Origin of the sequence: Lachnoclostridium phytofermentans ISDg (genome assembly GCF_000018685.1) — a bacterium.
Taxonomy (GTDB): domain Bacteria; phylum Bacillota; class Clostridia; order Lachnospirales; family Lachnospiraceae; genus Lachnoclostridium; species Lachnoclostridium phytofermentans.
In genome coordinates this window covers 3,747,260-3,761,766 of sequence record NC_010001.1, presented here as the reverse complement: position 1 = coordinate 3,761,766, position 14,507 = coordinate 3,747,260, and the positions used below count along the sequence as shown (strand labels likewise).

Genomic DNA, 14,507 nt, shown 5'->3' with positions numbered 1-14,507 from the left:
ATGAACTTTTTAGCAGTTAGTGGAGCAGGATTCGAAAATCTAGGAATTATTTTAGCTTTGTTAGGAGCAGCACTTGCAGCTCTTATGGCAGGAATTGGATCAGCAATTGGAGTTGGTAAAGCTGGTGAGGCGGCAGCAGGTGTGTTATCAGAAGATCCATCCAAATTCGGTAAAATATTAGTTCTTCAATTGCTTCCTGGTACTCAAGGTATCTATGGCCTTTTGATTGCATTCCTTACAATGACGAAGATTGGTGTATTAGCAGGTGATAGTGGAATTTCCTGGCAAATGGGTGCACTCTATTTCTGTGCTTGTCTTCCAATTGCTATAGTTGGTTTAGTTTCAGCTATTGCCCAAGCCAAGGCATCCGTTGCTAGTATCGGTATGGTTGCTAAAAAGCCGGAGCAGTTTGGTAAGGCTATGATTTTACCTGCAATGGTAGAGACATATGCTATTCTAGCTCTACTAATTTCCTTATTAGCAGTAAGTGGTGTAAGTTCCTTGAACCTGTAAGGAGCAGGTAGGAGGGCGTATGACTGGTTTAGAATCGATTATTAAGAGTATTGAAGAAGAAGCAGCTATCATATCGAAAGAAAGAATATTAGCTGCAGAAAAGAAAGTGGAAGAACTGAAAGAGGAAGCAAAGAAGGAAGAAGAAAAAATTAAAAAAGACGGAGAAAAAGAGAGAGAGCTTTTACTACATAACAGCAAAAAACAAGCTGATTCTGCTGCGTTGGTAGCTAAGAAAAATAAAATTTTAGCAGCAAAGCAAAAGATGATTATCGAGGTAATTCTTCAAGCGAAGGAGAGCATTCTTTCCTTACCGGAAGAGGAATATTTTGACTTAATATTAAAATTGCTAGCACCTTTTGATTTGGGACAGGGTGGAAGTTTATGTTTTAACCAAAGGGATCTAAATCGTCTGCCAAGTTACTTTTTAGAGACTTTGGATAGAAGAAATGAGGAAAGTAAGGATAATAAATTAACGATAGCAAAAGAACCGGTGAATATAACCGGTGGATTTTTGTTAGAACAAGGTAATATAACTCATAACCTATCCATAGAGGCTTTATTTGAAGAAAAACGCGATCAATTATTAGAACCTATAGCCTCTCTCTTATTTGCATCAGAGGAAGAAATAAATTAATGAGGAAAAGCATTGGTGAAGAAATGGAGTGATTGGACATGGCAGATACAATGTATTATTATGCGGTCGCACGTACTAGAGTAAAAGAGCTTTCCTTATTAAGTGTTTCTTCATTAGAGCAACTATTAGCTTGTAAAAATTATGAGGAATGTCTTCGATTTTTAAGAGAAAAAGGATTTGGTAAGTTATCCGCGGAGAAAGAGTCAGAGGATATTATTGAGGCAGAGTATCAAAATGCATATCAATTATTCTCTGAACTAGTAAAAGATGAGAAGATACTACGTGTATTTCAAATTCCGTATGATTTTCATAATGTTAAGGTAGCAATAAAGTTAATCTATGCAGAAAGTAAAAACAGAAAGGAAAAACTAGTTTTTTTAGAAAGAGGGAGCCTTCCTTCTAAGGAGATATTTAAGGCCGTTCAGGATAGAAAATTTGAGATACTTCCTTCTGTGTTAGCGGGCTATGCAAAAACAGCATATGAAGATTTATTACATACTGGAGATGGACAATTGTGTGATATCTTTCTAGATTCTGCTTGTCTAACTGCACTTTCTCGTGCAGGGAAAGATAGTAAGGTTGAGTTACTTAGTAAGTATACGGAAAAAAAGGTAGCCTATGCAAATATTACAATAGCTTACCGCGCATGTAAGGCAAAGAAAAGTCAGGATTTTTATGAGATGGCTTTAGTTCCGTGTGAAACGCTTTCAAAGCAAGAGATAATTTCTATTGCAAAAAAAGGGGAAGAGGAGTTGATATCCTATCTCAAAAAAACAGTGTATGCAGAAGGTGCTAGTATGTTAAAAAAATCATACGCGGCATTTGAGCTCTGGTGCGATAATGAAATTATGCAGTTGTTAAAAAAGGTTAAACACCTACCTTATACCGTTGCACCAGTGATTGCTTATTATCTGGCACGTGAGACAGAAATTAAAATGGTAAAACTGATACTCTCTGGAAAGCGAAATGCTCTACCGGAACAGCTCATCAGGGAAAGGATGAGAAAATTATATGTATAGAGTAGCAGTCTTGGGAGATAGAGATAGCACCTATGGTTTTGGAGCCTTAGGTCTTTCGGTTTTTCCGGTTGAGGAGGAAGAAGAGGCGAGAAGAGTACTAAAGGACCTTATGAATGAAGACTATGCCATCATTTATATTACCGAATATTTTGCGTCTAAACTTTCGAGTCTTTTGGAGAGCCAGAAGAACAATGCACTTCCTGTCATTCTCCCAATCCCTGGTATCTCAGGTAACACCAATAATGGGGTAGCTAGGATTAAGAAAATGGTAGAACAAGCGGTAGGTTCAGATATTTTATTTAAGGAAGAGGTAGGTGTAAAAAAATAAATGAGTAAAGGTGTAATCAAAAAGGTTGCAGGTCCCTTAGTCATTGCAGAGGGTATGCGAAATGCCAATATGTTTGACGTGGTTCGTGTTAGTAGTCAAAGATTAATTGGTGAGATTATTGAGATGCATGGTGACGAAGCATCGATTCAAGTATATGAAGAAACCTCAGGCTTAGGCCCTGGAGAGCCAGTAGAATCAACTGGAAATCCACTCTGTGTGGAATTAGGTCCTGGATTAATTGGCTCCATCTTCGATGGAATTCAAAGACCATTAAATGAGATCATGGAGAGAACGGGAAATAATCTAGAACGAGGTATTGAAGTACCTTCCTTAAATCGTGATCGTAAGTGGAATTTTGAGCCGACCGCTTATGTCGGATTAGAGGTAAGCACTGGTGATATTCTTGGTACGACGATGGAGTCTCCAATAGTTATACATAAAGTCTTAGTTCCAAACGGTGTTAGTGGTATAATAAGCAAAATTTTTAACGGTGAGTTTACCGTTGAGGAGACAATTGCTGTCATAAAAACTGAGAATGGGGAAGAAGTTCCAGTATCAATGTTACAGAAGTGGCCAGTAAGAATTGGTAGACCATTTAAGGAAAAATTAGCACCACAAATGCCGCTTATAACAGGACAGCGAGTGATTGATACCTTATTTCCAATTGCCAAAGGCGGTGTCGCTACGGTACCCGGTCCTTTTGGAAGTGGGAAAACCGTTGTACAGCATCAGTTAGCAAAGTGGGCTGAAGCTGATATCGTAGTATACATCGGTTGTGGGGAACGTGGAAATGAAATGACAGATGTTTTAAATGAGTTCCCAGAACTAATAGATCCTAAAACAGGATATTCCATCATGGAACGTACTGTATTAATTGCAAATACTTCAGATATGCCTGTTGCTGCAAGAGAGGCATCAATTTATGTTGGAATTTCAATCGCAGAGTATTACCGTGATATGGGGTATTCGGTAGCATTAATGGCAGATTCAACGTCTCGTTGGGCAGAAGCATTAAGAGAAATGAGTGGACGTCTGGAAGAAATGCCTGGTGAAGAGGGTTATCCAGCGTATCTTGGAAGCCGTTTGGCTCAGTTTTATGAACGTGCAGGACGTGTCATCTCACTTGGTTCGAATCATAGAGAGGGAGCATTATCTGTAATTGGAGCAGTATCACCTCCAGGTGGTGATATCTCGGAACCGGTTTCCCAGGCTACATTACGAATAGTGAAGGTTTTCTGGGGTCTTGATGCAAATCTTGCATACCGTAGACATTTTCCTGCGATTAACTGGCTAACGAGTTATTCGTTGTATGCGGATAAGATGGGGAATTGGTTTAATTCTGAAGTGAATGAAAATTGGACATCACTCCGTTTAAAAATTGTTAAATTGCTACACGATGAATCAGAACTAGAAGAAATCGTAAAATTAGTTGGTATGGATGCACTGTCCTCTGAGGATCGTTTAAAGTTAGAGGCAGCCAGATCAATAAGAGAAGATTATCTTCATCAAGATGCATTCCACGAGGTAGATACCTATACGACCCTAGAGAAACAATTCCGTATGATGGAGTTAGTACTATACTTCTATGATGCTTCCTTAGCTGCGCTTAAAAAAGGAGCTTCTATCGATGCTTTAGTAAAAGTGCCTGTAAGGGAGCAAATCGGACGTTTTAAGTATGAAAAAGAAGAAAATCTTCAGGAAGTATATGGAGCAATAAAGCATCAAATTATGGAACAAGCGGAGCAATTAGTAGGAAGGGAGGATGCCTAATGCCAAAGGAGTATAAAACCATACAAGAAGTTGCAGGCCCTTTGATGCTAGTAAAAGGTGTTACTCAGGTTGCCTACAACGAGCTTGGTGAAATAGAGTTAGCAAATGGTGAAAAAAGAAGATGTAAGGTTCTTGTAATTGACGGAGAAAATGCTCTCGTCCAATTATTTGAAAGCTCAACGGGTATCAACTTATCCGATAGTAAAGTACGATTTCTAGGCAGGGGAATGGAATTAGCAGTTTCAGAAGATATGCTTAGTCGTGTATTTGACGGACTTGGTCGTCCTATCGATGGAGGTCCAGAAATTTTACCGGAAAAAAGAATGGATATCAATGGGCTTCCTATGAATCCAGTTGCTAGAAATTATCCACAGGAGTTTATTCAAACAGGAGTATCCGCTATTGATGGTCTAAATACACTAGTCCGTGGTCAAAAACTTCCGATATTCTCAGCAAGTGGTTTACCACATGCAGAGCTTGCTGCCCAAATTGCAAGACAGGCCAAGGTAAGAGGAACGAATGAGGCATTTGCGGTTGTATTTGCAGCGATGGGAATTACGTTTGAAGAAGCCAACTTCTTTACGGAGAGCTTTAAAGAAACAGGAGCGATTGATCGTACCGTAATGTTTGTAAATCTAGCTAACGATCCAGCGGTGGAGCGTATTGCGACGCCAAGAATGGCTCTTACTGCTGCGGAATATCTTGCTTTTGAAAAGGATATGCATGTATTAGTTATTTTAACTGATATCACAAACTATGCGGATTCCTTACGTGAAGTTTCAGCAGCAAGAAAAGAAGTGCCTGGGCGTAGAGGTTACCCTGGATATATGTATACGGACTTAGCATCATTATATGAAAGAGCAGGAAGACAAAAAGGAAAGAATGGAAGTATTACTATGATTCCAATCCTTACTATGCCAGAAGATGATAAAACACATCCAATTCCAGACCTTACTGGTTATATTACCGAAGGTCAGATTATCTTAAGTAGAGATCTATATCGACAAGGAGTCACACCACCAATTGATGTATTACCATCTCTTTCAAGATTAAAGGATAAAGGTATTGGAGAAGGGAAAACAAGAAAAGATCATGCCAATACTATGAATCAATTGTTTGCTGCTTATGCTAGAGGTAAGGAAGCAAAAGAATTGATGGTTGTGCTTGGTGAGGCAGCGTTAACTGACATTGATAAATTGTATGCTGAATTTGCGGATACCTTTGAACGAGAATATGTCTCACAAGGATATTATAATAACAGAGACATTGAAGGAACATTAAATCTCGGATGGAAACTGCTCTCCATTTTACCAAGAACTGAATTAAAAAGAATTAAGGATGAATTCCTCGATGAGTATTACGGAAAAACGATGGGGGTGTAAGAAATGGCAAGCACTCATGTTAATCCAACTCGAATGGAGTTAACAAAGTTAAAGAGAAAACTAGCTACAGCGATGCGAGGACATAAATTATTAAAAGATAAGCGTGATGAATTAATGCGTCAATTCTTAATTTTAGTTAAGGAAAATATGCAACTAAGAGAAGAAGTTGAGGAAGGAATTTTAAACGCTAATCAAAATTTTGCTCTAGCAAGAGCTATGATGCAAGAGGAATTTCTAGATGTAGCAATGATGGTCCCAAAGCAAGAAGTTTATCTTGAGGCTGAAACAAAAAATGTAATGAGTGTTGAGATACCGGTATTTAAGTATCACACAAAATCCTCCGACCTAAGTGATATCTTTCCTTATGGTTATGCTTTCACCTCAGGTGATTTAGACGATGCAGTACAGTCCTTATCCACAGTGTTACCTAAGATGTTACGACTAGCAGAATGTGAAAAAGGTTGCCAGCTAATGGCAGCTGAAATAGAAAAAACTAGGCGTCGTGTCAATGCACTGGAACATGTTTTAATACCAGAGATGAGGGAAAAAATAAAATACATCGTTATGAAATTAGATGAAAATGAGCGAAGTACGCAAATTAGATTAATGAAAGTGAAAGAGCTCGTACTTCGTGATGCACTTGAAGAGAGAAGAAGGAAAGATTAAAGATTAAAGGATAAAACTTTAAGAAAAAAAGAGTAAAAGCAAAGAATTAAAAGTAAAGAATCAAGGATAAAAAATAAAGGTAACAAAAAAGAATAAAAAACTAAAAGCAAAGTTAATAATACTGCGTAAAAAAGGAATCATCTACTATAAAATAGGTGATTCCTCTTTTTTATTCAGTATGCTAAACAATGGACTATGCAACCAAGGAAAGGTTTACGAGTCGAGCTTTTTCCTTTTGAAAAGAAAGAATTCTACAATTACTAAAATTTTTCAATAGTATACTTCCTAAGGAAATAAATTCTCAGACAATAATTTTTATAAACTTGTAAATAATATAGTTAAATAAATTAATTATAGTATTTCATAGATTTACAAAGAACATCAGAGGGAAAGTTTGGTAATCGTATATAACTCATAATGAGTAAAGTTTTAGTGATGATACCACTTTTATATCCTGATAATGAAGTCTTATGAAGGGCAGAGGGAGCTGATATGATTAAACCAAAAAATATACCAATGAAGTACTATCTAGTGTTGCTTCTTTTTATTCTGACCATTATCATGATTTCATGTTCTGGGAGAAATGTAAAAAATTATGATGAGGCTATTTCACCGGATTCTATTTATCAGGAGATAGGAAATACTCAAATAATTAAGGAAGTGAATGAATTAGCTAAAATATCGATTTATTACCCAAAAATTGGACAAGAAGTAATCGATCAAAATATATTAGAATATGTAAATTCAATCATGACGGATTTTGAAAATGAGATTAAGTTAAAACAAGAGCAAAGCAATGTTTCCTTCGACTATACACCTAGGCTAACGATCCAATATGAAACTTATGCTTCCTATCCCAATATCTGTAGTATCAAGTTTCATATTTTAGAAGGTATGCCATGGGAGGAGAAGAAGCGAGATTATATACAAACACTATGCTTTCAAGTAGATGAAGGTAAGAGTTTAAAGATAGATGATATATTGTCAGTAGCTCATCAACAAGAATTTTATGACCAAGTGATAAAGCAATTAGAAACACAGGAAGTCTATGGTAAGTATTTAGATGAAGATATGATAGAAAGCATGGTAATGGATGCTGTTCAAAATGGATTACAATTTGCATTAACGAAAGATAATATGATTCTATACTTTCCAAGATATGATTTACTAAGCGGGTTATCATTATCACCTACGACATCAATAGCAATAGCATCTTTATCGGACAAACTAGGCTTGGATGAACGAGGAAAGCTATACTCAGGCCGAAAAATAGATTCAAATAGGCCAATGATTGCTTTAACTTTTGATGACGGGCCTCATGATATATATACCGCAAGAATTTTAGATACCCTTAAGGAATGCGGAGGAAAGGCGACCTTTTTTGTTTTAGGAAAACGGGTTGAAAGTCATAGCAAAATATTGAAACGTATGTTGAAAGAAGGCAGTGAAATTGGCAACCATTCTTACTCGCACCCATTGTTAACTACATCTACAACAGATAAGATCAAGAAAGAAATATCAAGAACGCAAGATGCTATTTATCAGTGCACAGGATTTACGCCAAAGCTTGTAAGGCCTACTTATGGTGCAGTAAACCAAACCGTACGAGCAGCAATTCGTTATCCAATGATAGAATGGTCAGTAGATACCGAAGACTGGAAATCTCGTAATATTGATATGATAGTAAAAGAAGCCATGAAAGGTGCCAAAGATGGAGCGATTATATTGATGCATGATATTTATCCAACGACAGCAACAGCAGCAGAGAAGGTGATACAAAAATTAACAAAAGAAGGCTATCAATTAGTAACTATATCAGAATTATTTGAATATCGTGGCATTGGTTTGAGCGCAGGAAGAGAATATTTTTCATCGAAATATAACAGATAATTACAATTCAGTTACTAGTAAATAAAAAAGATAGAGTGTGGAAATCTTTATTCGTGACAACGAAGTGTTTCAGTAATGCGCTATTCTTGTCTTAAGCTTAAAGATTTTCACTTTTTTAATTCAGTAATTCTTACAGAAACTAGATCGTGCTAACAAGTAAATATTCGCAAAGTATTCGCTTTCTTATTGAATGAGTCCGCTTTCTTATTGAATGAGTCCGCTTTCTTATTGAATGAGTCCGCTTTCTTATTGAATGAGTTTGCTTTCTTGTTGTATGAGTATGCTTTCTTGTTGAATAAGTTTACGTTGCAATAATGTATAGGAGCAAATTCAATCATCCAATATTCATATATGTAAATAATATTAGATGGACGTATAATATGATTGACAATTATAATAGATATTCGTATAATGTTAAAAACAATATAAGACAATTTTATTACTACTTGAATTTTTATACCACAATATACTACTCGAATTTTAGTACCATAATATTACATAAGGATATCCAATGTAAAAGTAATTACTATTTCAGGTATTAAAAGAAGAGATTAAGAGGAGATTATCAGCGATGATAGAAAAAGAAATAATTAACACACCAGATTTTTTTGAAGAGGCAATTAATTGTTATACTTCAAAAGATAATAATTTTGAGATTTTGAGTAACTATGAGAAATTTGGTATGACGCAAGAAGAAATGCAAGAGTATATTCGACCAGTGCAAGAATTTTGTAAGCAAGTGAACGAGCAATTTAGTGTTGTTATAGAAGAGTTCCCAAAGCTGAAAGCTTTTTTAAAATTAACAGATACAGAGTTACAAGAAGGTTCGATTTTGCTGATTTTCTATCGTAACTTATTAAGAATAGAACAAGGTATTGGTAAATTCACAAAAGAAGACTTAGCATTTATTCACATGCTAAACAAAGATCAATATTCAGAGGCGATATCGGATGAAAAAGTATATGTGAAGGATGTTACCGAATTAATTCAATATTTAGAAACACAAAGTCTTGAGGATGCTTATAAGATGCGACTAATTAGTTTGTATATGGATCGCTTGGTTATTAAGGATCAAATAATGAAATTAAAAAAAGTTGCTGAGGATATCGTACAGAAATCTTATCACCTTGTAAAACACATTGTTGAGGAAGAGTTAATTCGAATGAAGGAACCGGATTATTTAGATGAGATATTAAAAGACTCCATTCGTATCTTTATGGAACAGGGGAAAAAGTTTACGTTAATCCCAAGTATCTGTAAGTATAATTCCCTTGGTATGGAAGGTGTTGATAATTTTTATATTTTTCATGTTGGTATCTATGTAGTAAATTTAGTAAAAAGGAAAAATCAAAATAAATTTAATGATGCACAGCTTATTGCAGATTTAAAAGCAATCAGTGATGCCACTAGATTAAGAATGCTTCATATGTTATCTATGAAACGTATGTATATTCAAGAAATGGCAGAAGAGCTAAAGCTAACCCCAGCGACTGTTTCTCATCATATTAATATATTACTAACTATGAGGTATGTATTATTAACAGTGGACGCTTCAAAGTCCAAGAAAGTATATTATGAACTTAATCAGGAGAAATTGGAGGGGTTAAGTAAATCAATCTTAAACCTTACAAATAAATATTATTAAGGGAGGATCAAATGGAATCTGAATCAAAGTATCCAATTTTTAAAACAATTGGAAAGTTGCTTGCAAATGTCAAACAGCAAAACAAGACACTTTTTGTATGGTTATCTGTTTACACTATTGCGGCAGCAGTTTATCCGTTCTTTGGTATTGTATTGCCAAAATTATTAATAGGGGAGCTTGTTTTAGGTGATTTGGCGAATGTAAAAACAGTGATCATCATAATAGTAGGTTATCTGCTCCTTGCTTCTATTGTTGGATTTATCAAGAGCTATACATCAAACTGTGCCTATCCGAGAATTACAAGGCTCCGTATTGATTATATCGGTGAAATTTTTGATAAGATCGTAAGTGCGGATTATCAACACATGGAGGACTCAACATTCTTTAATAAAAATGAAAGGGCACTAGAAGCAACAAGCTCGAATAATAACGGTGTAGAAGGGGTATACCACAAGCTGTTCGAAATTCCTGCAGTTATGATATCGATTATTGTCCTTGTTGTACTAATTGGGATGGTAAATCCTCTGATTTTACTAGGGCTTTTATTGAATCTTTTTGTCACGATTTACATTAGTAGGAAAGTGCATAAACATGAATATAAGCGAAAGGAACAGCTAGCAAAGGCCGATCGAAAAAAACGCTATTACTATCAGACGACACACGATTTTACCTATGGTAAGGATATTAGGCTATATGGTTTATCTGGTCGAATCTTATCAAACTATAACAAAGAAATCAGCGGATATATTGCTGTAAAAAATCAGATATTCAACAGAGAATATGCGTTAGGTTATATAGGTTTATTCACTTTATTATTAAGTGATGCGCTGACCTATGGTATTTTAATAAAAAAAGTAGTGGATGGTATGTCAATTGCTGACTTCTCAATGTATCTTGCGGCAGTGGTAAGTTTATCTTTGATGCTAAAGAATTTCTCTGAACAAATTAGTTATGTAATCAATGAAACGCATTATGTGTATGATTTTTACAACTTTTTAGATCGAGATCTTGGAGCAAAAGGCGGTGAAAAAAAGGCAATCAAAGATGATACATTAGAAATCGAGTTTGACAATGTTAGTTTTAAGTATCCTAATACAGAGCAATACATAATTAAAAATCTTAACTTTAAGATCAACAAAGGGGAACGTCTTGCTATTGTTGGTGTTAACGGTGCGGGGAAAAGTACGATTGTTAAGTTAATGATTGGTTTGTTTGATGTGACCGAGGGGGAGATACGAATAAATCAGATACCAATTAAGCAATTTGATAAAAAAGAATTATATGATATGTTTTCTGTTGTTTTTCAAGATATTAATGTCCTTGCATTTACAGTGAATGAAAATGTAGCATGTACCTCCGAAGAGATAGATGAAACTCGTGTTGAAAAGGCACTTGACCGAGTAGGATTAACAGAGAGAATAGGCGAATTACCTAAGGGTAGAGAACAGATGATGTTAAAGATAATTGAGGCTGATGGAACGGAGTTTTCGGGCGGTCAGAGTCAAAAACTTGCCATTGCGAGGGCTTTGTATAAGGACAGTGCTATGGTTATCATGGATGAGCCAACAGCTGCTCTGGATGCTCTTGCCGAAGCTGAAATCTACGAGAACTTTAGTGAATTAGTTAAAGGAAAGACAGCAGTTTATATATCACATCGCCTTGCTAGTACAAAATTCTGTGATAAAATCGCACTATTTGATAAAGATGGATTAAAAGAATATGGTAATCACGAAGAATTGATGAAATTAGGTGGATTATATAATCATATGTTTTCTGTGCAAGGTAAGTACTATACAGAAGGGGGGGAAAGTCGAGAGAAAGACTTCTCGACTAGAATAGATGAACTCAGCGAAGTGCTTTAAAATGTTTTTTAAACTATCTTGGAAAATCTCGCCTATGTATATCGTGTTACTGTTCTTTAATACATTGGCTTCGAGTGGACAGATATTAATCAATGTTATTTTACCAAAATTCTTAATTGATGAATTGCTTGGTGAAAGACAGATAGAACGTTTACTATTATTTGGTGGAATTATAGTGTTAGCAAATTTATTTTTTACTTGGTTAACCTTAACAATGAAGCGGGTGATGGACGAAAAAGGCATCTACATGAGAGAAATGATGAATCACCTGATGTCAGAAAAGATTATGAAAGTAGAATACTCTTACTTGGAAAATCCTTATTATTTGGACTTAAAAGAACGAGCAGTATTTGCATCGAATAATCAGTCAGCGATGGAGAATCTTATTCTAAGTGTTGGAAAGCTATTTAACAGCATTATAACATTAATTGGACTTTTAGTAGTTATGTTTTCCCTGAGCTTAGTTTTAGTTTTATTTTTGATTATTACAATTATATTAACCTTTGTAGCTCAAAAGAAATTTATGAAGTATCAGCAAAACTTCTTTGGTCAGATTATTCCAGTAAATCGTAAGTATGGATATTATGTAGGATTAGCATACGATGATAAATTACAAAAGGATATCAGACTTTATGGAATGAGCCCTATGTTAACAAAACGTGTTAGACAATATAATGATGAAATAAACGAATGGTTTACGAAGTATTATACTTCGCAAGGAAGCTATCTAGGTTTTCTAAGCATTATCAATGACTTACAAGCAGCACTTGCTTATGGTTATGTCGGGATACGAGTAATCACTAACTGGTTTGGATCAAGGATTGGAATAGGTTCCTTTACAATGTATGTATCTGCAGCTATAAAATTTACATCCTCGGTTTCGACATTGGGAGAACAAGTAATGAGTGTATCTCAATACCTAAGTTATTTACATCCATTTATGGAGTTTATGGAACTACCTGAGGAAGAAAAAGTTGGAGGAGATTTGCCTTTTGAAGGTAATGTGGATACGATACGATTTGAACATGTTACTTTCCAATATCCTGGTAGTGAGAAACAGGTATTAAAGGATATTAGTTTTGAGATTAAAAAAGGTGAGAAGATCTCTATTGTTGGGTTAAATGGTGCCGGTAAAACAACATTAATCAAATTGCTTTGCAGATTATACCGCCCAACAGAAGGAAAGATATATATCAATGGCCATGATATCTTTGAATATGAGCATAGTAGCTATATGAAATGTATGGCGGCTGTTTTTCAGGATTATCGCTTATTTGCCTTTACAATGGAAGAGAACATTACGTGTAAAGAACCACAAGAGGATATAAAGAAAGCTTCTGAACTTTTAGAAAAAGTTGGACTAAAAGAAAAAGTGGAATCATTACCGAAGGGTATTAAATCTCTTTTTGGAAAGTCTTATGATGAAGGAGGAATCGAAATGTCCGGTGGTGAAAGTCAGAAGGTTGCAATTGCGAGGGCACTTAACAAGGAGGCCTCACTAATTATCCTAGACGAACCTACCAGTGCGCTTGATCCACTTGCTGAAGCAGAAATCTATGAAAATTTTAATCATTTGGTTGGTGATAAGATAGCACTTTATATTTCACATCGTATGTCAAGTAGCGTATTTTGTGACAAAATTTTAGTAATAGATGGTGGTGTGATATCTGATTATGATAGCCATACGAAATTAATGGAGAAACAAGATAGTTTGTATTATAAATTGTTCCATTCACAAGCAATCAATTATTCTAGCTAATCAAGAATGTATGTTTAAAAACTTATAGAAAATAAAGGGGCTCCTATATTGCCGTAGGAGGCCCTTATTCTTTTGTGTTATTAGATTGTCTAGGAATTAAGAATACCGAAGCCACTGGTATAGCGATTACCAGGGATGGTGGAGGTGTACATGCATGGAATAGAGTTGAAATTGATGGAAAGTGGTATTATATTGACTTGTTCTGGTGTGCAAACTTACAAAGCAAAAGCACCTATTTCCTGACGGAAAATATATGGGATGATCATATCATGTTTTCAGAAGGTAATGACCATATAAATGAGAATGGTGATGTCTCATATATCAGAAGTTTACATTAAAATCAGTTGCTAGAAAGGTAGTCTGCGATGAAGGATTGTAAGAGAAAAAGCTATAAGATAAAGGGGATGCTATTGATATTGTGTTGTATTGTAATTGGTCTTATCTGTACAACAGATGTGGCAGAAGCAGCAGCTAAGGTTACTTTAAATAGGTCTTATGTAGTAACAACCAGAGGTGCAACAGTACAATTAAAGGTAAGTGGTACAACAAATACAGTGACGTGGTCATCTTCTGATCAGAAAATAGCGAAGGTATCAAAATCAGGTAAGGTTACGAAGAGCCTAGATGTCATTGTAGAAACTGGTACTGGTAGACTCGATCCTCCTGATGCTATTAAGCAAAGAAATTATATCGGTTACAGTGATGGTGATGCGGGCACATTGAAGAAAGTAGCAGAGGTAATTGATCAGTATAACTTAAAATCTAGTGATCTATCGGTAGAGGACAAATTAAGATCAATTCAAGCATATTTTAATGAAACTAGAAAGTGCAATACTACAAGTAATAAAACAGGAAACATTGCAAATGTAATGTTTAATGGCCATGGAAATTATTTTATACAAGAATCTAGAGCTTATGCGGAGACGTTTGCTTTAATCTGTGATAGCTTAGACATTCCCAATAAGTATTGTCTTGGTGGTGCATATATACCAGGTGAAAATGGCTATATACCTAACTTTTGATTCAATATGGTAGAAGT

13 protein-coding genes are annotated in these 14,507 nt (G+C 35.4%); all 13 read left to right on the top strand.

What is annotated here, in order from left to right; genetic code table 11:
- The 13 genes from CPHY_RS15950 (at position 1) to CPHY_RS15890 (ending at position 14,490) form a co-directional block, all read left to right on the top strand.
- Entirely contained in the window at positions 1-513 is a 513-nt protein-coding gene (locus CPHY_RS15950) for a V-type ATP synthase subunit K (RefSeq protein WP_012201084.1), read from the top strand.
- Between the two features lie 19 nt (positions 514-532).
- Positions 533-1,147, top strand: a complete 615-nt coding sequence (locus CPHY_RS15945) for a V-type ATP synthase subunit E family protein (RefSeq protein ID WP_012201083.1) — start codon at positions 533-535, stop codon at positions 1,145-1,147.
- A gap of 38 nt (positions 1,148-1,185) precedes the next feature.
- A complete protein-coding gene (locus CPHY_RS15940; protein WP_012201082.1) occupies positions 1,186-2,166 on the top strand; it encodes a V-type ATPase subunit in 981 nt (326 codons plus the stop codon).
- Positions 2,159-2,494 carry a V-type ATP synthase subunit F gene (locus tag CPHY_RS15935; RefSeq protein WP_012201081.1) on the top strand — a complete coding sequence of 112 codons (336 nt, stop codon included), beginning with the start codon at positions 2,159-2,161 and terminating at the stop codon, positions 2,492-2,494. The genes CPHY_RS15940 and CPHY_RS15935 overlap by 8 nt, the downstream gene beginning before the upstream one ends.
- Complete coding sequence (locus tag CPHY_RS15930) at positions 2,495-4,264, top strand: V-type ATP synthase subunit A (RefSeq protein ID WP_012201080.1); 1,770 nt, start codon at positions 2,495-2,497, stop codon at positions 4,262-4,264.
- Positions 4,264-5,646 carry a V-type ATP synthase subunit B gene (locus CPHY_RS15925; RefSeq protein WP_012201079.1) on the top strand — a complete coding sequence of 461 codons (1,383 nt, stop codon included), beginning with the start codon at positions 4,264-4,266 and terminating at the stop codon, positions 5,644-5,646. Before CPHY_RS15930 ends, CPHY_RS15925 begins: the two co-directional genes overlap by 1 nt.
- Positions 5,647-5,649: 3 nt before the next feature.
- Positions 5,650-6,312: a V-type ATP synthase subunit D gene (locus tag CPHY_RS15920; RefSeq protein WP_012201078.1), complete on the top strand. Its 663-nt coding sequence runs from the start codon at positions 5,650-5,652 to the stop codon at positions 6,310-6,312.
- Between the two features lie 492 nt (positions 6,313-6,804).
- Positions 6,805-8,202 (top strand): polysaccharide deacetylase family protein, encoded by a 1,398-nt coding sequence (locus CPHY_RS20970; RefSeq protein ID WP_012201077.1) that lies wholly within the window; start codon positions 6,805-6,807, stop codon positions 8,200-8,202.
- Between the two features lie 571 nt (positions 8,203-8,773).
- Positions 8,774-9,847 (top strand): ArsR/SmtB family transcription factor, encoded by a 1,074-nt coding sequence (locus CPHY_RS15910; RefSeq protein ID WP_012201076.1) that lies wholly within the window; start codon positions 8,774-8,776, stop codon positions 9,845-9,847.
- Positions 9,848-9,858: 11 nt separating this feature from the next.
- A complete protein-coding gene (locus tag CPHY_RS15905) occupies positions 9,859-11,709 on the top strand; it encodes an ABC transporter ATP-binding protein (protein WP_012201075.1) in 1,851 nt (616 codons plus the stop codon).
- A gap of 34 nt (positions 11,710-11,743) precedes the next feature.
- Entirely contained in the window at positions 11,744-13,468 is a 1,725-nt protein-coding gene (locus CPHY_RS15900) for an ABC transporter ATP-binding protein (protein WP_049762401.1), read from the top strand.
- A 74-nt stretch (positions 13,469-13,542) separates the two neighbouring features.
- The gene (locus CPHY_RS15895) at positions 13,543-13,806 is read left to right on the top strand and encodes a hypothetical protein (protein WP_012201073.1); all 264 of its coding nucleotides are present in this window, start codon (positions 13,543-13,545) and stop codon (positions 13,804-13,806) included.
- A 27-nt stretch (positions 13,807-13,833) separates the two neighbouring features.
- Positions 13,834-14,490 (top strand): Ig-like domain-containing protein, encoded by a 657-nt coding sequence (locus CPHY_RS15890; RefSeq protein ID WP_012201072.1) that lies wholly within the window; start codon positions 13,834-13,836, stop codon positions 14,488-14,490.
- Positions 14,491-14,507: the final 17 nt, after the last annotated feature.